Genomic DNA, 21,429 nt, shown 5'->3' with positions numbered 1-21,429 from the left:
AATGGACCTTTGATCAGCGTCACGCAGTCGCTCAATAGCTGGCCGCACACAACAAAGGCAGAGTGTTATGTGCCCAGCGTCAATCGCCGGGATGCCGTAGAGTCGTCTAGCTTGCAAAAGGGGTGGTGCGCTGGCCAAGGCGGAACTGCGAACACCTATCTTGTTGAGGTCGCGTGGGTTTAGGCCGAATCAATAATGGGCCCAGCCGAGGCGATGGGTAATTCGGACATGAATCAAGCAGTAGTCCCCTCACGTTTTGTCCCGCCTGCGTAGGCTGTTACATCGCCTACAGCCACCGCACGGCGGCTGATCAGGGCGCTGACTTGGCGCTGGGAAATACACGATTGTTGTTCCCGCGCGACAATCTGACAAGCACTGGAGGATACGAAGCGGCTGCATAGGGAGGAGCGAAGAGTCATTCAGCCATTGGTGTGAAGCTGCGTGTGCGCAGACTCACCGCTTCGTCGAGAATCCATGATCGGAAGATCTGCACCCGGCTATCCTCCATCCGAGATTCATGGACGAGAAGGTAATATTCTCCGGCGCTCGCAATCTCGCTCGAAAAGGGAATGCAGAGGCTGCGGGCGACATCGTCCTGCGCCAGCAGGATATCCGGAACCAACGCAATGCCACGTCCCTCTCGGGCCGCGTCGAGCGCCATGAAGAAGTGCCCGAACTGCAGGTGCGGATCGCTTTCGGCCTCGTAGCGCACGCCATTGGCGCGCAGCCAGTCAGGCCAAGCGTAACGCCGCGTGGTGGTATGGATAAGGGGATAGGCGAGGAGGTCGGCTGCCTCCCGCACATCGCTCGTCAGCAGCGCCGGTGCGCAGACCGGCACAAGCCGATCGGGAAACAACTCGTCCGCGTGCACGCCGTCCCAGCGAGTAACCATTGGCAGCTCGATGCGTGGTTGATTGCGCTCGTAGCGCCGGCCGGGCAAGCGACCGACGCGTATGGCGATGTCGGCATCGTGGGCAAGCAGGTCCGCCGCCTCGATCGAGGAGACGATCTGCGCCTCGATCTCCGGATGGCGGGCGACCAGAAGATGAAGCCGAGGCATCAGCCAGACCGTGGCGATGGTTGGAAGCACGCTGATGGTGATCGCAGGATCGCTGCGCCGTCGTGTCAGGCGCAGTGCGGCCCGCTCCAACTCATCAAAGACCCCTTCGACAACGCGATAGAACTGTTCGCCTTCGGCGGTGAGCTCTATGCGCCGCGTATGGCGCACGAATAGGTCCTGGCCGAGCTCGATCTCAAGTTCCTTTACCTGACGGCTGACGGCGCCCTGGGTCAGGCTCAGCTCGTCCGCGGCGCGGGTAAAGGAAAGATGGCGAGCGGCGGCTTCGAACCCTCTCAGCGCATTCAAAGGCGGCAGTCGCCTCTTTCTCATCCACTTCCTCCAACATGCATGAACCTAGATCATGCATGAGTGCCGAACAAATCGTTTGTGACAGGCCCCGCGACCCGGCATCGTGGCGGCATCCGATTTACCACCCGGTCTCCGCTGCTCTCCCATTCATCCCGGCCTCGCGTCCGGGCGAGGATGCTCTATGTCCGTATCCGATGAGGCGCTTGTCGCCACCGGCATTGCCAAGAGCTATGGGGCGACCTGCGCGCTGCGTGACGCGCGCCTCGCCCTGCGGCGGGGGCGCGTGCATGCGCTGCTCGGCGAGAACGGCGCGGGCAAGTCGACACTGGTCAAGATCCTTGTCGGCGCGGTGACGCCCGATGCCGGCCGTCTCGATCTGGATGGCGCACCCGCCGCCTTCGGCTCGGTGACGCAGGCGATCCGCGCCGGCATCGTGCCGATCCACCAGCATCTCAGCCTGTTTCCGGAACTGAGCGTGCATGAGAACCTCTCGGCCTTCGCTCTTGCCGGCGGCAGCGGGCTATGGGCGGGGCGGCGTCTTGTCGATCCCTCCCGCGCCCGTGGCTGGCTGGCCGAGGTCGGTCTCGATGTCGATCTTGCGGCGCCGCTTGGCACATTGTCGCTTGGCGAGCGCCAATTGGTCGAGGTGGCCCGCGCGCTAAGCCTCGACTGCCGCGTGCTGGTGCTCGACGAGCCAACCGCCGCGCTCAACGCCGGCGAGGCCGAACGGCTGTTCGCCGTTGTGCGCCGGCTCTGTGCGAACGGCGCGGCGGCGCTGTTCATCTCCCACCGCTTCGACGAGATCGAGGCGCTCGCCGACGATGTCACCGTGTTGCGCGACGGCCGCACGGTGATCGACGCTGCGCCGATCGGTCGCTACAGCCGAGAGGAACTGACCCACGCCATGCTCGGAGCGGGCGTCGAGGCCGGGCCGGAGCGCCTCAGCGCGCGTGCCGAGCCGGTGTTGGTCGGGCGTGGCTTTGCCGCTCATCTCGACGCAGGCGGTGGCACCAACGTGACCGTTCATGCCGGCGAGATTGTCGGGATGGCCGGCCTGATCGGCTCCGGTGCGCTTGCCCTCGCCGCGTGGCTGGCCGGGGCACAAGCCGGCGCGGGAGAGCTTTCGGTGGCGGGGCAAGGTTTCACCCCCGGAGACCGCAGGCGCGCGGCCGGCTTCGGCATCGCCTATGTTCCCCCCGATCGTCATATCGAGGGTTTGTTCGGCCCCCTCTCGGCGCGGCGCAACGTCTCTATTTCGGCGCTCGGCAGGCTCGCGCGTCTCGGCTGGCTGAGCGCGTCCGAGGAGATGCAGCGGATCGATCCGCTGCTCCGCCGGCTGAAGCTGCACCCTTCGCGTCCCGAGGCGGAGGCGCGGGCCTTCAGCGGCGGCAACCAGCAGAAGCTGCTCATCGCACGATGCCTCGCCCTGCCGGGACTGAAGGCGATGGTCCTGCTGGAGCCGACACGCGGGGTGGATGTCGCGGCGCGCAGCGTCATCCACGATGCCATCCGGGAAGCCGCCGCAGCAGGTATCGCGGTCCTGGTCGCGACCAGCGATCTCGACGAGCTCATGGTGCTTGCCCATCGTTACCTCGTGGTGCGCGACCACAGGCTTGCCGCCGAGCTACCGCAGGACGCCCCGCGCGCGGCGTTGCTGTCGGCGCTGTCGGGGAGCATCGCGGCATGAGGAGCAAACGCCCGCCCGCGGTGGCGCTGGTCTGCCTCGGCCTGTTCCTGCTGTGCTGCCTGTTCGTGCCGCGCTTCGCCACCATCGGCAATATCGAGAACGTGTTGCGCGTGGCGTCCATTCTCTGCATCGTCGCCTGTGGGCAGGCGATCGTCATCATTCTCGGCGGCATCGAGTTCTCGTTCGGTGCTTCCGTGGCGCTGGCCAGCGTGGTGACGGTGACGGTGCTGCCTACCGCGGGGCCGATCGGCGGCCTGGCGGCAGGAGGTGCGGCCGCTATCGGCGTCGGCGCGGTGAATGGCTGGCTGGTCGGGCGCATTGGCTTGCCGCCGGTCATCGTCACCCTCGGTACATTGATGATGGCGTCTGGCACGGCCGCCTGGCTCGCCGGCGGCCTGCCGCTCGATGCCCCACCTTCCGCCATCTTCTCCTGGCCGGCACGTGGTCGAGCCCTCGGCATTCCCGTCTCGATCCTCGCCGCAATGCTTGCCTGCGTCGCGCTGCATCTGCTGCTGGCCCACGGTCGGATCGGACGGCTCTGGTACCATGTGGGTGCCAATCCGCTGGCCGCCCAGCTTGCGGGGATCGATGTCGCCCGCGTCACGCTTCTCGGCTACCTGGTTGCCGGCACCTTCTGCGCCGTCGGGGCCATCATCCTGACGAGCCGCGTCGCTTCGGGGCAGCCAGCTCTCGCACCGAATCTGGCCTTCGAGACCATCGCGGCCTGCGCCATTGGCGGCTTGCCGCTGTCGGGCGGGCGGGGACATGTGCTGCAGGTCGTGTTCGGCGTGCTCACCGTCGCCATGTTCAACAACGCCGTGGTCCTGATCAACCTGCCGGTGGCCTGGCAACTGGTGCTGCTCGGCCTCGCGGTGCTGGCTTCGGTCGGCCTGCAGAAGGACTGGGCCGCGCTGAAGCGCCGCGCCGGGAGGGCTGCCCCATGAGACACCTCAGCGACAGCGGCGCCCGCTTCCTCGTCGCGCCCGCCTGTATTCTGGCGGCATCGGTTCTGTTCGGCCTCACCACGCCCGGCTTCCTGACGCTCGACAACGGTCTGAGCATTGCCGGCCAGGTCTGGATCCTGGCCCTGCTGGCGGTCGGGCAGATGTTCGCCCTCACAGTGCGCGGCTTCGACATCTCGGTCGGCGCGGTCGCCGCGTTGTCGGGGACGCTGGGAGTGATGGCGGCGAACGCCTTCGGATTGCCGGCGCTGCTTCTCGCTGTGCCGGTCGGCCTTGCCTGCGGCACCGTGAATGGCTGGCTGGTCGGCCGCGCCCGTTTTCAGCCGATTGTCGCCACGCTCGGCACGGTGCTGGCGGTGAAGGGCCTGGCGCTCCTCGTCACCGGTGACGGACAGGCGGTGCCCCTCGAGGCGGGGGACACGGCCGGGTTGGCCTTCGACACCGTGCTCGGCCTGCCACCGCTCGGCTGGGCGGCGCTGGCCTGCATCCTCATCGCGCATCTGGTGCTTCGCCATTTGGTCCTTGGCCGACGCTTCCTGATGCTGGGCTCGAACCCCGAGGCGGTGGCGCTGGTGGGAGGGTCTCCCTGGCGCATCGAAATGCGCGCCTACCAGCTCTGCGGCGCCTTCGCCGGGCTCGCCGGTACGCTGATGGCGGCCCGCGCCGGTGCCGGGCTGCCGACCGAGGGCGCCGGCATGGAGCTGCAATCCATCGCCGCGGCGGTGATCGGGGGCACCGCACTGGCGGGCGGACGCGCCAATGTGTGGGCGGTGCTGGCCGGCGCGGCCTTCGTCCAGGTGGTGCTCACCGGCCTGAACCTGTCCGGTGTCTCGCCCTTCTTCGCCCAGATCGCCGTCGGCGCCGTGATCATCGCCTCAGGGCTGATGGACAGGGGCCTGCGTCTCCTTCTTTCCCGCCTCTCCAGAACCTTCCAACAAAAAGGGACATTCCAATGAAGCTGTTCCGTGCCGTCTCCCTCGCCGCCCTGCTGCTGTCCACCGCCATCGCGCCGGCTCTCGCCGCCGAACCGGTCATCGGGGTCTCGGTCCCCAATCTCGGCTCGTCCTTCTGGATTTCCGTGCTGTATGGCGTCGATACCGCAGCCAAGGCCGACAAGGCGAAGCTCATCACCCTCAGTGCCGGCGGCGATGCCAATTCGAGCCAGCAGATCTCGCAGATCCAGGATCTGATCCAGCGCAAGGTCGATGCGATCATCGTTGGCGCCACCAATGGCGATGCTGTGAAGGCTATCGTCGAGCGGGCGGTCGCCGCCGGCATTCCCGTAGTCGGCATTTCCTCGCCGCCCAACACGGACAAGCTCGCCGCCATGGTCAGCGCCGACCATTACGACATGGGCAAGCTCCAGGCTGAGTGTCTGGCGAAAGCCATCGGCGGCAAGGGCGAGGTGGCGATGATGGCTGGCCCGACCGGCCAGGCCTGGTCGGACCTGCGGGCGCAAGGCTTCCGGGATACGCTCGCCAAGGTGGCGCCGAACGTGAAGATCGTCGCGGAGTCGCGCCTCGCCGACAACCGCAACGCCGCTCTGACCACGGCCGATGACTGGATTCAGCGCTTTCCGGACCTTTCCGGCGTCTACAGTGCCACCGACGACATGGCGGCTGGCGTGGTTTCCGCACTCAAGAGTGCCGGAAAGGGTTCCGTGAAGGTATCGGCCTCCAACCTTTCGCCCACCGCCCAGCAGATGCTCAAGGACGGCGATCTCGCCTGCACCTCGATCCAGCAGATCGTCGCGCAGGGCAAGGCGGCGCTCGATCAGGCGATCGCTGCCGCGACCAAGGGCAAGGTCGACGCGAAGGTGGTGACGCCCGCCGTGCTTGTCACACCGGACAATGTTGGCAGCATCGACCTCAGCCTCGTCGTTGCCCCCGCCGATTATCGGCCCTGATCGCCCGGAGCCTTGCCATGCTGCCGTCCCATGACCGTTTCGCCTATTCGCCCATAACGGGCCGTCCGGACTTCTCCTGGCCGGACGGCAAGCGCCTCGCTGTCTATGTCGCGCTGTGCGTGGAGCACTTCTCCTACGGCTCCGGGCTCGGGCTCGCTTATTCGCCGGGGCTCACCCACCCCAATTCCTACAATTGGGGCTGGCGCGAATATGGCAACCGCGTCGGCGGCTGGCGGCTGATCGAACTGTTCGAGGAATACGGCCTGCCGCTGACAGTCCTGCTCAACAGCGCCTGCTACGATCATTGCCCGGAACTCGTCGCCGCGCATCGCCAGCGCGGCGACGAGATCGTCGCCCATGGCCGCACCAATTCCGAACACCAGAACGGCATGGATGAGGCGAGCGAGCGCGCGCTCATCGCCGAGGTAACGGCCAAGATCCGTGCAGCGGAGGGCGCCCCCCCCGCCGGCTGGATGAGCCCCGGTGCGCATCCCAGCGCGCGCACCGAGGATCTGCTGGCGCAGGCCGGCTACGGCTACACGCTGGACTGGCCGATCGACGACCAGCCGGTGTGGATGAAGACCGCTGGCGGCCCGCTGCTCGCCATGCCCTATCCGCACGAGGTTAACGACGTGCCCATGGTGGTGCTGCATGACGGCACCGCGAGTGCCTTTGCCGACATGGCGATCGACAATCTGGAGGAGATGCTGGCGCAATCCGAGCGCCAGCCGCTCGTCTACGGCATCACCATCCACAGCTTCATCGTCGGCCAGCCCTTCCGCCTCCGGCAGTTCCGCCGGGTGATGAAGGCCCTGGCCCGCCATCGCGACCGCATCTGGTTCACCACAGCGGGCGCCTGCGCGCAGCATTACGCGGCGCTGTTCCCCGCACCGGGCGATCTTTCCACGCAAGGCAGGCAGTTATGAGTTCTCCCGACACCGAGCCGGCACGCATGCCGGCCACCACCGAGCACAGCCGAGGCGTGCGTCGCGTTGCCATCGCCGGCCTCGGCGCCGTCGGCCTGCGCGTCGCTGAAGCCCTCGACGAGGGGCTACCCGGCTGCGCGCTAGTCGCGGTCTCCGCAAATGACCGTGTCCGCGCGGCCGAGCGACTGGCACATCTGCGGTGCCCGGTTCCCGTCGTGCCGGTCGAGGATCTGGAGGCGCTCGCCGACATCGTCGTCGAATGCGCGCCGGCGGCGCTGTTGCCGGCCATCGCCGGGCCCTTCCTCCGGGCCGGCAAGACGGTGATCGTGCTCTCTTCCGGAGCAATCCTGTCGCACCAGGAACTCGTGCAACTCGCCCGCGCCCATGGCGGGCAGATCGTGGTGCCGACCGGCGCCCTGCTGGGGCTGGATGCCGTGACGGCGGCGGCGGAAGGCGACATTCGCTCGGTGCGCATGATCACCCGCAAGCCCGTAAAGGGGCTAGTCGGGGCGCCCTATCTGGTCGAGCACGACATCGCCATCGCCGACATCACCGAGCCGCTGCGCATCTTCGACGGGACGCCGCGCGAGGCGGCGATCGGCTTTCCCGCCAATCTAAACGTCGCCGTGGCGCTGGCACTGGCCGGCATTGGGCCGGACCGCACAAGGCTGGAGATCTGGGCCGATCCCGCGCTCACCCGCAACACCCACACGATCGAGGTCGACGCGGATTCGGCAAGCTTCACCATGTCGATCGCCAATGTGCCGACCGACAACCCCAAGACCGGGCGCATCACCGCCCTCTCGGTCATTTCCTACCTGCGCAAGCTGAACGCCCCGCTTCGGATCGGATCGTAGAAAGTCGCTCCCATGAATTTGGAACTGAACGGACGCACGGCGCTGGTTCTCGGCGCCGGAGGCGGGCTCGGCCGTGCCATCGCGAGGACATTGGCGGGGGAAGGGGCGAGGGTGGCCCTCGCCGACATCGATGCCGAGGCGCTGAAGGCCACGCAGGCCGAACTTGACGCGCGGGGGGCGGCAACGCTGCCGCTGCTGTGGAACATCGCCGACCTCGACGCCTGCGACGGCCATGTCGCGGCGATCGAGGCGGCGCTCGGGCCGGTCGACATCCTCGTCAACAACACTGGCGGACCGCCGCCGAGCCCGGCCCATGGCGTCGCGCCGGCGAGCTGGGAGGCGCAGTTCCGCGCCATGGCGCTGTCGGTCATCCATCTCACCGATCGCGTGCTGCCGAACATGCGGGCGCGCAAATGGGGCCGCATCGTCACCTCCACATCGTCGGGCGTGGTAGCGCCGATCCCCAATCTCGGCGTCTCCAATTCGCTGCGCTCCACCCTCGTCGGCTGGTCGAAGACGCTGGCGCGGGAAGTGGCGCCGTTCGGCATCACCGCCAACGTCATCCTGCCGGGCCGCATCGCCACCGCCCGCATCCGGTTTCTCGATGAGCAAAAGGCCAAGCGCGAGGGCCGGCCGGTCGACGATGTCATCGCCGAGAGCACGGGCTCCATCCCCATGGGGCGCTACGGCACGCCGGAGGAATATGCCGATGCCGTCGCCTTTCTCGCCAGCGCCCGCGCCGCCTACATCACCGGCTCGGTGATCCGCGTCGACGGCGGCTATCTGCCGAACATCTGACCTTAGGGAGACACCCCGATGACCACCACGGACAACGCGCCGGCCCTTACCCCGGAGCAGAAGGCCGATATCCGTCGCCGCTATCTCGCCGTCGACACCTCGAACGTCGCCGACGTCCTCGACACGCTCGGCTTCATGGACCAGAGCCTCGCCGCCGACTTTGCGCCCTATCCCGCGCACAATAACCGCATCGCCGGCTGGGCCTACACGATCCGTGGCCAGAAGACGCCTTACCCGCTCGGCGGCGACGCCGAGAAGATGAAGGCCTGCCACGGCGTCGGCCCGGACGAGATCACCGTGTGGAGCGGCGACGGCGAGGGCGTGTGTTATTTCGGCGAGCTGATCGCCCTCGGAATGAAGGAGCGCGGCAGCGTCGGCGCGGTGATCGATGGCGGCATCCGCGACATACGCTGGATCGGCGAGCACGGTTTTCCGGTCTTCGCGCGCTACCGCACGCCGACCCAGTCGATCGGCCGCTGGAAGGTCAATGCCTGGCAGGTGCCGGTGGTCATGCGCGGCGCCACCAGCCGCACCGTCGAGGTTTCGCCGGGCGACTTTCTGCTCGGTGACGAGGACGGAGTGATCGTCATCCCCGCCCGTGTGGTCGAGACCGTGCTCCTCGAGGCCGAGCGCCTCACCCGCACCGAGGTCGCCATCCGCGCCGAACTGGCCAGCGGCCTCTCGCTTGCCGACGCGCTGGCGAAGTACGGTCACGTCTGACAAACAGGAGACCGCTCCCGGCAGCGCCACTCCATTGCCGGTCGGGAGCTTCCCTCGACGCCGGAGCCGATCATGTCCGAGAACCTCGACGATCTTGCCGCCGACCTCGCCACGGGTCGAACCGATCCGGTCCAGTTGGTCGAGCGCGCGCTGGAGCGGGCGCGGGCGTCCGACGCCGTGTTCATCACGCTGATAGAAGAGGCAGCGCTTGCGGAAGCTCATGCCTCACGCCGGCGCTGGACGGACGGGCGGCCGCTCGGTCGCCATGACGGCATGCCGATCGCGTGGAAGGACCTGTTCGACATCGCCGGCACGCGTACTAGCGCGGGTTCGCGCACCCGCGACGAGGCGCCCCCGGCCACGGTGGATGCGCCCGTGGTCGCGGCGACGCGGCGCCTCGGCTTCATCCCGATCGGCAAGACCAATCTCAGCGAGTTCGCCTTTTCCGGCCTTGGCGCTAACCCGCATTTCGGCACGCCGACCGCCGACCTGCCGGGGAGCGAGCCACGCATGCCGGGCGGCTCCTCCTGTGGCTCGGCGGTCGCCGTGCAGCGCGGGATCGTGCCGGCAGCGATCGGTACCGACACCGCCGGTTCGGTGCGGGTGCCCGCCGCCTTCACCGGCTGCGCCGGCTACAAGGCCTCGCAGGGGCGCTACGACATGGCGGGCGTGTTTCCGCTGGCGAGGAGCCTCGACAGCCTCGGCCCGCTGGCTGGTTGTATCGCCGACTGCGTGACGATGGACGCGGCGATGCGCGGTCTCGCACCGCGACCGCTGCCGGCGCCGGCGCTTCATTTCGTGGTCGACGATTCCATCCTGGATGACCCTGCGATCACGGCGCCGGTTCGCGCCCACTTCGAGGAGATCCTGGCACGACTGTCCCGGCACGCGACGGTCCGTCGCCAGCGCGTTGAGGCCTGGCACCGCGCACGCGAAGCCATAGCGACGCTCGGTTGGCTCGGCGCCTATGAGGCGCGCCAGCTGCATCTCGACACGCTGACTAGTCCGAAGCGCGCCCTTGTCGATGCCCGCGTGCTGAGCCGGCTCGATGGTGCCGCCCGCATCTCCGTCGAGGCGGCGGCGGAACTCGTCTCGATCCGCGCACAGGAGATGCAACGCCTGCGCGCCGAACTCGGTGACGCGACGCTCATCCTGCCAACCGTCAAGCATGTCCCGCCGTTGCTGGCTCCGCTGGAGGCGGATCCCGCGCGCTTTGCCGAGGTCAATGTCGCTACGCTGGCCCTGACGATGATTGCCAGTTTTCTCGACATGCCGAGCGTGGCCTTGCAGAGCGGATGGACGGCGGAGAGTTTGCCGCTCTCGACCCAGCTTTGCACCGTCTCGGGGCAGGATGATCAAGTGCTCGCTCAGGCGAACTGGCTCGAGCAGATTCTGCTACGCTGAAGGCAGTGCCCATATCTGCGCGCTCAAGCCGGCTACGAGGCTAAGGAGGTTATGAATTCGGATGTTGGAGCGCAGATTCAGGCGAGCGACGATCTGTCTCGATGTTGCGCCAAGGCGCTCCAGCGCCGCCGTAGGGCGAAGGAGTGACTTCAGACAGGGGTTTTAGAACGAAGCCCTGAAGGCGTGCGGTCTGCTGGCCAGTCAAGCGCTGTATGCCGGCATTCAGCGGCAATGTCGTGATGCCGCAGTCTATCGACGGTGTTTGGCGCGCCGACCAAGGTGAAACTGCGAACACCTATATTATTGAAATCTCTACGACTTAGGAATGTCCGAATAATGGGCTTGGCTCGGTGACGCGGTTCACGTCGATCACATGGTCCGTACGCTGTTATGAAACGAATGCTGAAGCCTTCGATCGTTGCGGCTCACTAGTCGGGAAGGCCGGCTTTGTGCAGGCCGTCAGCGAACAGGGCGAAGTCCTCCTGCCGCCGGATCGGCAGCCAGCCCTTCAGGCTGGAGAGGCGCAGCGCGGGGCCCAGCTCGCGCAACTGGTCCATGGTCCGGCGGGCCTCCTCCGTGCGGCCCGACAGCGCCAGGCTCGCCGCTCCGGTGGCCACGGCCATGAGGAAGCTCGGCAGGTTCCGCTGGGCCTGGTCCGCCCAAAGGGACGCGGTCTCGAAACGGCCGGCGAAGAGATGCGCCATCGCGATCCCGGCCTGCATCCGGTAGAGCTCGGGATCGACGGGGCTGAGGCGCATAGCGTGCTCGAAATACTCGATCGCCCCTTCCGGCTTGCCGTGCCAGACCTGCAGGAACCCGCCGAGGAACCAGGCCGGCGCTAGGTTGGGATTGAGGAACAGCGCCCGGTCCAGAAGACTGATGCCGCTGTCGAACTCGCCCGCGAGATGGGCAAGCGCGTGGCCGGCCCTCGCCAGCACCACCGCGTCGTCCCGGCCGAGTTCCACGGCGCGGCGGGCGAGGACTATGCCGTCGGCCGTCTCCTGCACCGGATCGGTCGTCCAGCCATTGACCTTGCGCCAGAAATAGCCCCAGGCGGCCATTGCGTAAGGCGGCGCAAATTCCGCATCGAGCTCAATCGCCTTGCGGAACAGCGGCAATGCCGCCTCGACGGATTCATTGCCGCCGCGGTGGAGATGCGCGAGGCCGCGCAGATAGCAGTCATAGGCGCTGAGATTTTCGGTGGGCTTGCGCCGGGCGCGCTCGATCTCCGCCAGTTCCATCTGGGGGGCGATGGCGCCGACGACATTTCCGGAGATGCGATCCTGCAGCGTGAAGATGTCGTCGAGGGCGCCCTCGAAGCGGTCGGCCCAGAGATAGCCGTTGGTGCTGGCATTGACGAGCTGGCCGGTGATGCGGATGCGGTCGGCGGCCTTGCGCACGCTGCCTTCGAGAACATAGGTGACGCCCAGCTCCCGGCTGATCTGCTTCACGTCGACCGGGCGGCCGCGATAGGCGAAGCTCGAATTGCGCGCGATCACGAACAGCCAGCGCACGCGCGACAGGGCGGTGATGATCTCTTCCGCCATGCCATCGGCAAAATAGTCCTGCTCGGGGTCGCCACTGAGATTCTGGAACGGCATCACGGCGATGGAAGGCTTGTGCGCCGTCACGGCTGTCGCCAGGATGGCGCTTTGTGGCATGACCGGGGCTTCTCGCAAGGCCTCTGGCACCCCCACCTGCCGGATTTCGCCGACGAAGCGGAATCCCTTGCGGGCGACGGTGCGCACAAGGCGCTGCTCGGCGCCGCTGTCGCCGATCGCCTTGCGCACCGCGTTGATGTGGCTGGTCAGCGTGGATTCGGAGACGATGCGCCCGTTCCAGATCGCATCGAGCAGGCCGTCCTTGCTCACAACTCGTTCGTGGTTCTCGACGAGATGCACCAGAAGATCGAAGACCTGCGGTCCGACGGCGACCGACTGCGACCCGCGAGTCAGCTCCCGTCGATCGAGGTCGAGCACGCAGTCTGCGAAATGATACTTCAATCCACCGCTCCATCGGCCGATCCGCAGAGCTGAGCAATTCTCCGCGGTTCTCCAGCCGGTCTTCATATCATGGTGTGGACGCAGCTTTTTCCATTAGGCCGGCGCGTGCCGCCCTTTTGGACGCAAAAGCAAGACCAATCCAACCCCGCCGCAAGGACTTCGTGCGGGCCCGGACGCACTCTGCACTTACCAAGCAACCGAGCCGTGAGCGTGGACCGATGGACAAGGCCATCCTGCGCGTACCCTCGATAGAGGATCTGTTCCGCACTTCAGAGCCCACCGAGGAACAGCCTTGGGCCGGCGCCCGGCCCTCGGCGGACGAGATGGCGCGCGTCCTCGGTACCACGCCGCGCCGCATCGTCACCGAATTGTCCGGCAGCTCCTTCGCCCATTGGAAGCACGGCGAACTGCACGACGTGGTCGAGCCGATGAAGGACCACGTCATCATGACCTATATCGGCACGATGCAGCGCCTGGAGCGCCGGACGGGCAGATCGCTCGTATCCGGGATGGCGCGCCCCGGCGTGGTGACGATCATCCCCTCCGGCACGAGCTCGCGCTGGGACATCGGCGGCGAGGTTAACGTGCTCCAGCTCTATCTCCCGCACGCGATCCTGGAGCGTGTGGCCGCCGAGGCCGATACGTCCCGGCCCGCGCCCCTGCTGGAGCGCACCGGCCATCTCGACCCGACGACCTCCCGCCTCTTGATGAGCGCGGCGGAGGTCCTCGACGGCAGCGAGGCCCTCGACGCACTGTTCCGGCAGCAGCTCACCGAGCTTCTGGCGACGCGGATTCTATCCGTGCACACCGGCGCTCCCGCCAGCCACCAGCCGGCATTGGGCGGGCTGTCGCCGACGGCGCTGCGCCGCGCTATCGAGCGCCTGCGCTCGGACAGCGACGCCGACCTGTCACTCGCCGCGCTCGCCGCCGACGCGCGCTTGTCGCGCTTTCATTTCTGCCGCGCCTTCAAGCAGAGCACCGGGCTTTCGCCGCATGCGTGGCTGCGGCAGCACCGGCTGGCGCAGGCGATGACGCTGCTACGCGATACCGACGAGCCGGTCGTGTCGATCGCGGTGGCGCTCGGCTACGGCTCGCAATCCGCTTTCGCCGCCGCCTTCAGACGCCTGACCGGCGAGACGCCGAGCGAATGGCGGCGCCGCGCACGTTAGCGGCAATCGCTCTCGAACCACGGCAATCGCTCTCGGTCAGCGCCGTACACGCCGCGCTAAACCAATCTCGTGCCACCGGCCAAAGGAGACAGACGATGACCGGAAATCTCCCCCACCTGTCGCGCCGCAACGTCCTCGTGACGGCCATCGCCGGCGCGATGTCCGCGACGGTCCGCATCTCGTCGGCCGAGGGCGCTGGCAATGACCCCCTCGCTGAAAGGAGCAGGACCATGCGTACCGTCACCACCAAGGACGGCGTTGAGATCTTCTACAAGGACTGGGGCCCGAAGACCGGACAGCCGATCTTCTTCCATCATGGCTGGCCGCTCTCCTCCGACGATTGGGACGCGCAGATGCTCCATTTCGTCGGCAGAGGCTATCGCGTCATCGCCCATGACCGGCGCGGGCACGGGCGCTCGACCCAAGTGAGCGACGGCCATGACATGGACCACTACGCAGCGGACGTTGCGGCGGTGGTCGAGCATCTCGATCTCCGCAACGTCGTCCATGTCGGCCACTCCACCGGCGGCGGCGAGGCTACCCGTTACGTTGCGCGCCACGGCAAGGACCGCGTCGCCAAGCTGGTGCTGATCAGCGCCGTGCCGCCACTGATGGTGAAGACGACTGCCAATCCCGGCGGACTACCGGCCGAGGTGTTCGACGACTTGCGCGCGAAGCTCGCCGCCAACCGCTCGCAGTTCTATCTCGATTTCGCCAGCGGCCCGTTCTTCGGCTACAACCGGTCCGGTGCCGAGCCGTCACAGGCGGTCATCTGGAACTGGTGGCGCCAGGCCATGATGGGCGGCGCCAAGGCACAGTATGACGGCATCCGCGCCTTCTCCGAGACCGACTTCACCGACGATCTCACCCGCATCACCGTGCCGACGCTGGTGATGCACGGCACCGACGACCAGATCGTGCCGATCGCCGACTCCGCCCCGCTCTCGGCGAAACTCGTGAAAAACGGCACGCTCAAGACCTTTGAGAAGCTGCCGCACGGTATCTGCACCACCCATGCCGATCTCGTCGCCACCGAGCTGCTCGCCTTCATAGCGGGCTGACGCTTCCTCCTCGCATCCACGCATCGCAGCCGAACGCCCCCCCGCCCCGACGGGCGGCGGCGGCGGCGACGTGCGCCCTTCCGAATCCCTCACAGGAGTAGTTCTCATGCGACTGGTCATCATCGGCTCCGGCTTCGCCGGCATGTATGCCGCTCTTTCCGCCGCGCGCCTGCGCGATCTCCAGGGCATCTCGCCCGAGGAGCTCGAGATCGAACTGGTGGCGCCGCAGCCGACGCTGGTGGTTCGTCCGCGCCTCTATGAGCCCAAGCCCGAGACGCTGACGGCGCCGTTGCTGCCGGTGCTGGAGGAGATCGACGTCCGCTATGTGCAGGGCACCGCCGAGACGGTCGACACCCGGTCCAATTCGGTGGGGATCGTCACCGGTGGCGGCGAACGCAGGACGCTGACGTATGACCGGCTGGTGCTCGCCACCGGTAGCCGGCTGTTCCGCCCGGACATTCCGGGGATCACCGATTATGTATTCGCCGTCGACCAACTCGACGACGCGGTTACACTCGACCGCCACCTGCACGCACTGGCGCGCCAGCCGGCGTCGGCCGCACGCGACACCGTCGTCGTCGCCGGAGGCGGCTTCACCGGCATCGAGGCGGCGACGGAAATGCCGGCGCGCCTGCGGACTATCTTCGGCGACAACGCCGCCATCCGCGTCGTCATCGTCGACCGCAACGACGCCATCGCGCCCGACATGGGCGCCGGTCCGCGCCCGGTCATCGAGAACGCCCTGCGCAAGGTGGGCGTGGAGACGCGCCTCGGCGCCGGCGTCGCTTCGGTGGATGCGGGCGGCGTGACGCTCGCCAGCGGCGAGCGCATCGAGAGCGCGACGGTGGTCTGGGCCGCCGGCATGCGCGCCGCGCCGCTGACCCAGCAGATTCCGGCCGAGCGCGACAATTCCGGCCGGCTCCTCGTCGACCGCGCCCTGCGCGTTCCAGGCGTCGGCGGCGTCTTCGCCACCGGCGATGCCGCAAAGGCGGCGTGCGACGACATCGGCAACTACGCGCTGATGTCCTGCCAGCACGCCACCCGCATGGGTGCCTTCGCCGGCCACAACGCCGCCGCCGAGCTGCTGGGCGTGCCGACCATCCCCTATCACCAGGAAGCCTATGTGACCTGCCTCGACCTCGGCGACGCCGGCGCGCTGTTCACGCGCGGCTGGGACCGCCACGTCGAGTTCGTCGGTGCCGAGGCCAAGAAGATGAAGCAGGAGATCAACACGGTGTGGATCTACCCGCCTCGTGCCCAGCGCGACGTAGCCCTCGCCTCGGCGGATCCCGAGCGCGTCACCGACCTCTAGGCGCGACCAATGCCGCGCGCGCATCGCTGTTCGCGCCCAGATCACCTCTCCACAGCCCCAGACCGTCATCGGAACCGACCGGGTCGGCTCCATCCCCTCAGCAGGAGACGAACATGAACGTGCAAAATACCTCCGCCCCCCGTCGAACGGGACACGAAGAACTGGTGCCGTCGCGCTACGCGGTGCGGGTCAGCGAGATCGACGTGCTGATCATCAGCGACGGCGTGCTGCCGCTTCCGACCAAGATGTTGGGACACAATGTCGAGCCGGCGGCACGAGCGACGTGGCTGAATGACATGTTCCTGCCAACTGAGGCTTTCGACTGGGCGCTGAACGTGGTCGTGGTCCGCAGTGGCGAGCAGACCATCCTCGTCGATGCCGGGCTCGGCCTTGACCCGGACCTGAATCTGCCGCGGGCCGGCCAACTGATCAAGCGGCTCGCGGCCGTGGGCATCGACCTGGCGACGGTGACCGACGTGATCCTGACCCACATGCACATGGATCATGTCGGCGGACTCCTCATCGACGGAGTCAAGGATCGGCTGCGTCCGGATCTGCGGATCCATGTGGCCGCCGCCGAGGTCGAGTTCTGGAAGGCGCCCGATTTCTCGCACGTCAATATGCCGGCGGGGTTCCCGGACGCGCTTCGCGTAACCGCGAAGCGCTTCGCGAAAGAGTATGAGAGCCATCTGCGGCTGTTCGACCAGGAAGCCGAGGTGGCGCCGGGCGTGGTTGTCTCTCGCACCGGCGGCCACACCCCCGGCCACAGCGTGGTCCGCGTAGCGTCCGGCGACGACCGGCTCATGTTCGCCGGCGATGCCGTGTTCGCGGTCGGGTTCGAACACCCCGAATGGTACAACGGCTTCGAACATGACCCCGAAGAGGCGGCCCGCGTCCGGATCCGTCTTTTGAAGGAGCTGGCGACGACGGGATCATCGCTGGTAGCCACTCACCTGCCGTTCCCGTCGGTCGGTCATGTGGCGGTCGAGGGCGACCACTTCCGCTGGGTGCCGGTCTTCTGGGACTACTGAGTCCCTGGCGCCGACCGGAGCATCTCCGCGCCGAACGTAGAGATGCTCCGGTACACCCAATCCCGCATCAACCCGGCTCGGCCGGTGCGGTCTACCGCAAGCAATCCCGGCGAATCTCCCCCATGTCTGGCGATGACCACTACCTGCCGCTTGCCCTGATCAACATCCTGGGCATTGCCGGCATCGTCATCTGGCACCTTCAGGGCCGCAGCCGCCCGACAGGTCGCCTGATCGGCCAGATCCTGGTCTTCGCCGGCATGTGCCTCGTCGTCTATACCGGAGGCATCGCGCCGCATCAGCCCGATGACGTCCATACGGAGGGTTTCGCTGCCCTGCTGTCGAAGTCGGCCAGAGTTCTTTGGTGGACCCATCTCGCTTGGACGATCATCGGTCTCATCCACATTTATGTCCGGCTCAACCGCAAGCCCCGGGAAGCCCATCTCATCTTGGACATGGCCGTTGCCGTCATCTATCTCGGCGTGGCGCTGTCGGTGATGGGTTTCGTCTTCGGCATGCCCGTTGCCTCGCTGGTGACGACCTCGGGCGTGGTCGCCCTCACATTGGGTCTGGCGCTACAGAACACGCTCGGCGATGTCTTTTCAGGCATCGCGCTGACGCTCGGCAAGGCCTATGCAATAGGCGACTGGGTGCAGCTGAGCGACGGCACCGCCGGCCGTGTCACCGAGACCAACTGGCGCTCCACCAACCTGCTGACTGTGGCGAACAATGTCGTCGTGCTGCCCAACAGCACGCTGGCGAGACAGGTCCTGACCAGTCTCAGCCGCACCGATGAGACTCATCAGATCAAATTGGGCGTGCGCTTCGCCGCCGTGCAGAGCCCGCGACTGATCGAGGAGGCGATGCGCAGCGTGCTGCAATCCAGCATCCGCATCGTGAAGGATCCCTCGCCGGCCGTTGCCCTGACAGCCATCGACGCCGTCGCGATCGAGGTGGAGCTGCAGTTCCACGTTGCCAGCCTCGCCGTGGGAAAGCTCGCCAAGAACGAGATCATCGAGCTCATCCACGGCCACTGCAAAGCAGACGGGCTTGCCCTGGCCTTGCCCGCACAAAGTCTTGTCTTCGTACCGGCAACACCTTGCGGCGAGGCTTCCGCCGCTAATGTCGAATCGCGCTCACCCGGGGCGCCCCTTCCTGGGCTTCCCCTATGATAGGGGCGACAGCGTCGTACTGCCGTCGCAGCAAATCTACGGGCGACAAGAATTGTTTGGCGCGGTTATTTGCTGCCCTTGCTCCGGACGACTCTTGGCAGCCACGTCGCATCACGGAGTACATTCGGCGGTGCTGGCGCGCCCTAGGGGAGTCGAACCCCTCTCTCCACCGTGAAAGGGTGGCGTCCTAACCGATAGACGAAGGGCGCGCAGGCGGGGCACCTTATAGGGGCGGGATGCGCTTTGCACAAGCACCTGATCGACACGATACACAGGCACGCACGCAGCGCGTTCCGAGCGGCAATGCCTGCAGGCCTGCAGGCGGTTTGCGTCGCGAAGGGATGGCGATCCTCGTGTTCAAAGAACGTTGTTCGCTGCTGTGGTTGCGACGGGCGCATCGTTCGCGGCGCGGTTCAGCGGTCGATCACCACTTCCCGGTGTTTGCCATCGAAGCCCAAGGCTCCTGCGGCGGGAGAGCGTCGCCCTTCTGAAGCAGCTCGATCGAAATGTTGTCCGGCGAGCGGACGAACGCCATGTAGCCATCACGTGGCGGACGATTGATGGTCACTCCGGCATCATGGAGCTTCTTGCAGGTCGCATAGATATCGTCGACCTCGAAGGCCAAATGGCCGAAATTGCGACCTTCGCCATAGGCTTCCGAATCCCAATTATGGGTCAGTTCCACTTCGGCGAGCCCCTCCTGGCCAGGTGCGGCGAGGAAGATCAGTGTGAAGCGCCCCTGAGGAACGTCCTTCCGGCGCACTTCTTCCAGGCCCAGCTTGTTGCAGTAGAAGTCGAGTGCCGCGTCGACATCGCTCACGCGTACCATGGTATGAAGAAATTTCATGCTGTCCTCGTGCAAGGGTCGGGCGATTGGCCTGACAAAACGGGTGGCTCGAACATATGACGCTGAATGGTGACATCAAGCCCGTGAGTGGAGCTTTGATGCGGCTCTCCTTGGGAGCCACGAGATGCGCCAAGAAGCTTCGATGAGTCGGTCGCGTAGGCGCGGCGAGGCATAAAGAATCGACCGTCTGCGCGACTTGTCGCTGGAGGCGGGCAGGCGGCAATTCGAACGTAGAACACCGACGGCCTTCACCAGATGTCGGGCGTCTCGGCCGATCAAGTGATCGAACGTCGCGGCGCCACCTATGCGAACTGTCTCGACTGCCAGAGATGCTATCGGTCGGACTGGGTGCGCGAACGATTCTAAGCGAATGGCGCGTGCGCACCGGATTGCACACACCGTGCTGGCCCCATTCATCCAGCCTCTGTGTTCCCCGTCCAGGCGAAACGACACGGTAATAGTAAACCGCGTGCCGACCGCATGGGATGAAACTGCCCACATCGTGCTTCACGACGAGACCGGCGCTCGGCTGAGAGCCTTCGCGACGCTGCGCTAAAGCTATTCCAAACTGGCGCTGCGATTCAATTTGGGTGTTTTCGTGGCGGCTTCGGATGCTATGCTTCGAGAGTTAGAATCATCCCCGGCTCGCCGTTCGGCGGGGTGAGGCGTTCCCGGAGGTGGGTGGCCGATGGTAGCCGACAGTTCTGCACCACGCTTTGGCCTGATCAATCACGAGCCTGTGGACGATGATGTCGGCGAGGCGAGCAGGGCTGAGACTGGGCTCGTCCAGATCGCCGGTACCATTAAATGGTTCGACGTTTCAAAAGGTTATGGCTTCGTGATCCCGGATGGCGGCGGCAGCGATGTGTTGCTGCATGTCACCTGCCTGCGGCGCGGTGGTTTCACCACGGCGCAGGAGGGCGCGCGGGTCGTGTGCGAGGCTGTGGTGCGGGAGCGAGGCTTCCAGGCGCTGCGTGTTCTGTCGATGGACTCGTCCACGGCACTGCACCATTCGCAGCTTCCTCAGGCTCGTACGCATGTCAGCGTCCAGCCGGTCGGCGGGTTTGAGCGCGCATGGGTCAAGTGGTTCAACAGGCTGCGTGGATTTGGTTTTCTCTCGCGCGGTGAGGGAACGGAAGACATATTTGTCCACATGGAAACCCTACGCCGCCATGGCTTGACCGAATTGCGCCCTGGGCAGATGGTTCTGGTGCGCTTCGGGCCAGGCCCAAAAGGGCTGATGGCCGCCGAAGTGCGTCCGGACGGGGCATCGACACCCTCGTCGCATTAGGGAAGGCGCCACGGCGCATCAGATCCGCATGAGGTTCGTATTTCGTGCAACGACCGGGTGGGCGTGTGGAATTTTCTGCGCGCTTACGTTGCTGCTGGTAGTTTCCTCTGGTCACGCCAGGGCTGCGACCTTTGACACGCTGAGTATCCAGACAAGGTCTGGTCCGGTGACGTTCAGGGTCGAGATGGCAGAGACCGCGGCCGAGCGCGCCAAAGGGCTTATGTACCGTACCGAGCTCGCTCCTGACGTCGGCATGCTATTCGACTTCGGAGTCGAGCAACCTGTCTATATGTGGATGAAGAACACCTACATCCCGCTCGACATGGTCTTTATTCGCTCGGACGGGCGCGTGGCCAGCATTGCTGCCGACACTGTTCCCTTGTCGACGCAGACCATCTCCTCCGAAGTACCGGTCAGTGCCGTACTGGAATTGAAGGCGGGTACGGCAAAGGCGCGCGGCATTGCCGTGGGTGACCGTGTCAGCCACCGGCTGTTCAGCAGCCCGTAACGTGATTCGGTGTACGTCGGGGCAGGCCACAAGGCCTCGCCGGGAATTTTAGGGAGGGAGAACTTTCCCAACACCTACAGGTGCGCGCTGTTTTCGTCACTCCATCGCGCAGGTTCCGTTCAATTGTGATGGCGTTCTGGAGGCGCTGCCGTGAGGCTGCCGGCCCCGGGAGGGGTGCCGCGATGAGCGGCTTAGGCACTCCGGCCGACTCCATTTGCTGCTGGGTCTTGCCTTAGCGCTGCTCTCTGTGCCATTGCATGTCGCGGGCGTCATGACTTGGCGTTCGAAGATCGTTTGGTTACAACGGTTTGAAGTAGTCGGGGCATAGCGCAGCCCGGTAGCGCGGGAGTTTTGGGAACTTCAGGTCGCAGGTTCGAATCCTGCTGCCCCGACCATCCGGACGTGCAAT

The 21,429-nt window shown here is 66.1% G+C and carries 19 protein-coding genes and 2 tRNA genes; 17 read left to right on the top strand and 4 right to left on the bottom strand.

What is annotated here, in order from left to right:
* Positions 1–415 precede the first annotated feature (415 nt).
* Positions 416–1,390 carry a LysR substrate-binding domain-containing protein gene (locus G3A50_RS21155; RefSeq protein WP_163077075.1) on the bottom strand — a complete coding sequence of 325 codons (975 nt, stop codon included), beginning with the start codon at positions 1,388–1,390 and terminating at the stop codon, positions 416–418.
* Between the two features lie 160 nt (positions 1,391–1,550).
* Here G3A50_RS21155 and G3A50_RS21150 point away from each other — a divergent pair, with 160 nt between their 5' ends.
* From G3A50_RS21150 to G3A50_RS21110, 9 genes are all read left to right on the top strand, one after another.
* A complete protein-coding gene (locus G3A50_RS21150) occupies positions 1,551–3,056 on the top strand; it encodes a sugar ABC transporter ATP-binding protein (protein WP_163077074.1) in 1,506 nt (501 codons plus the stop codon).
* A complete protein-coding gene (locus G3A50_RS21145) occupies positions 3,053–4,000 on the top strand; it encodes an ABC transporter permease (protein WP_163077073.1) in 948 nt (315 codons plus the stop codon). The genes G3A50_RS21150 and G3A50_RS21145 overlap by 4 nt, the downstream gene beginning before the upstream one ends.
* Entirely contained in the window at positions 3,997–4,974 is a 978-nt protein-coding gene (locus G3A50_RS21140) for an ABC transporter permease (RefSeq protein ID WP_163077072.1), read from the top strand. Before G3A50_RS21145 ends, G3A50_RS21140 begins: the two co-directional genes overlap by 4 nt.
* On the top strand, positions 4,971–5,924 hold the full coding sequence (locus G3A50_RS21135) for a substrate-binding domain-containing protein (RefSeq protein ID WP_163077071.1): 954 nt from the start codon (positions 4,971–4,973) through the stop codon (positions 5,922–5,924). The genes G3A50_RS21140 and G3A50_RS21135 overlap by 4 nt, the downstream gene beginning before the upstream one ends.
* A gap of 17 nt (positions 5,925–5,941) precedes the next feature.
* Positions 5,942–6,850 (top strand): polysaccharide deacetylase family protein, encoded by a 909-nt coding sequence (locus G3A50_RS21130; protein WP_163077070.1) that lies wholly within the window; start codon positions 5,942–5,944, stop codon positions 6,848–6,850.
* 26 nt (positions 6,851–6,876) lie between these two features.
* The gene (locus G3A50_RS21125; protein WP_163077965.1) at positions 6,877–7,707 is read left to right on the top strand and encodes an aspartate dehydrogenase; all 831 of its coding nucleotides are present in this window, start codon (positions 6,877–6,879) and stop codon (positions 7,705–7,707) included.
* A 12-nt stretch (positions 7,708–7,719) separates the two neighbouring features.
* Positions 7,720–8,505 carry an SDR family oxidoreductase gene (locus G3A50_RS21120; RefSeq protein ID WP_163077069.1) on the top strand — a complete coding sequence of 262 codons (786 nt, stop codon included), beginning with the start codon at positions 7,720–7,722 and terminating at the stop codon, positions 8,503–8,505.
* An 18-nt stretch (positions 8,506–8,523) separates the two neighbouring features.
* Positions 8,524–9,225, top strand: a complete 702-nt coding sequence (locus tag G3A50_RS21115; protein WP_163077068.1) for an RraA family protein — start codon at positions 8,524–8,526, stop codon at positions 9,223–9,225.
* A 72-nt stretch (positions 9,226–9,297) separates the two neighbouring features.
* Complete coding sequence (locus G3A50_RS21110; RefSeq protein WP_163077067.1) at positions 9,298–10,629, top strand: amidase family protein; 1,332 nt, start codon at positions 9,298–9,300, stop codon at positions 10,627–10,629.
* A gap of 428 nt (positions 10,630–11,057) precedes the next feature.
* On the opposite strand, the gene G3A50_RS21105 is transcribed toward G3A50_RS21110, so the two are convergent.
* The gene (locus G3A50_RS21105) at positions 11,058–12,632 is read right to left on the bottom strand and encodes a winged helix-turn-helix domain-containing tetratricopeptide repeat protein (RefSeq protein ID WP_163077066.1); all 1,575 of its coding nucleotides are present in this window, start codon (positions 12,630–12,632) and stop codon (positions 11,058–11,060) included.
* Positions 12,633–12,850: 218 nt separating this feature from the next.
* Between G3A50_RS21105 and G3A50_RS21100 the strand changes: the two genes are divergently transcribed.
* The 5 genes from G3A50_RS21100 (at position 12,851) to G3A50_RS21080 (ending at position 18,374) form a co-directional block, all read left to right on the top strand.
* The gene (locus G3A50_RS21100) at positions 12,851–13,801 is read left to right on the top strand and encodes a helix-turn-helix transcriptional regulator (RefSeq protein ID WP_163077065.1); all 951 of its coding nucleotides are present in this window, start codon (positions 12,851–12,853) and stop codon (positions 13,799–13,801) included.
* 230 nt (positions 13,802–14,031) lie between these two features.
* The gene (locus G3A50_RS21095; protein WP_163077962.1) at positions 14,032–14,862 is read left to right on the top strand and encodes an alpha/beta fold hydrolase; all 831 of its coding nucleotides are present in this window, start codon (positions 14,032–14,034) and stop codon (positions 14,860–14,862) included.
* A gap of 106 nt (positions 14,863–14,968) precedes the next feature.
* Positions 14,969–16,174: an NAD(P)/FAD-dependent oxidoreductase gene (locus G3A50_RS21090; protein ID WP_163077064.1), complete on the top strand. Its 1,206-nt coding sequence runs from the start codon at positions 14,969–14,971 to the stop codon at positions 16,172–16,174.
* A gap of 113 nt (positions 16,175–16,287) precedes the next feature.
* Positions 16,288–17,205 carry an MBL fold metallo-hydrolase gene (locus tag G3A50_RS21085; RefSeq protein ID WP_163077063.1) on the top strand — a complete coding sequence of 306 codons (918 nt, stop codon included), beginning with the start codon at positions 16,288–16,290 and terminating at the stop codon, positions 17,203–17,205.
* Between the two features lie 122 nt (positions 17,206–17,327).
* Complete coding sequence (locus G3A50_RS21080) at positions 17,328–18,374, top strand: mechanosensitive ion channel family protein (protein WP_163077062.1); 1,047 nt, start codon at positions 17,328–17,330, stop codon at positions 18,372–18,374.
* Between the two features lie 134 nt (positions 18,375–18,508).
* On the opposite strand, the gene G3A50_RS21075 is transcribed toward G3A50_RS21080, so the two are convergent.
* Both G3A50_RS21075 and G3A50_RS21070 read right to left on the bottom strand, forming a co-directional pair.
* A tRNA-Glu gene (locus G3A50_RS21075) sits at positions 18,509–18,583 on the bottom strand.
* Positions 18,584–18,798: 215 nt separating this feature from the next.
* Complete coding sequence (locus G3A50_RS21070) at positions 18,799–19,221, bottom strand: VOC family protein (protein ID WP_163077061.1); 423 nt, start codon at positions 19,219–19,221, stop codon at positions 18,799–18,801.
* Positions 19,222–19,909: 688 nt separating this feature from the next.
* Here G3A50_RS21070 and G3A50_RS21065 point away from each other — a divergent pair.
* The 3 genes from G3A50_RS21065 to G3A50_RS21055 all read left to right on the top strand — a co-directional run bounded on the left by G3A50_RS21065 (position 19,910) and on the right by G3A50_RS21055 (position 21,415).
* On the top strand, positions 19,910–20,512 hold the full coding sequence (locus tag G3A50_RS21065) for a cold-shock protein (RefSeq protein WP_163077060.1): 603 nt from the start codon (positions 19,910–19,912) through the stop codon (positions 20,510–20,512).
* Positions 20,513–20,540: 28 nt separating this feature from the next.
* A complete protein-coding gene (locus G3A50_RS21060) occupies positions 20,541–21,020 on the top strand; it encodes a DUF192 domain-containing protein (protein WP_163077059.1) in 480 nt (159 codons plus the stop codon).
* A 318-nt stretch (positions 21,021–21,338) separates the two neighbouring features.
* Positions 21,339–21,415: transfer RNA gene (locus tag G3A50_RS21055), tRNA-Pro, on the top strand.
* The last annotated feature ends 14 nt before the right edge of the window (positions 21,416–21,429 follow it).

This window comes from Ancylobacter pratisalsi (genome assembly GCF_010669125.1).
GTDB lineage: Bacteria > Pseudomonadota > Alphaproteobacteria > Rhizobiales > Xanthobacteraceae > Ancylobacter > Ancylobacter pratisalsi.
This window is presented reverse-complemented; position numbering and strand designations above follow the sequence as displayed.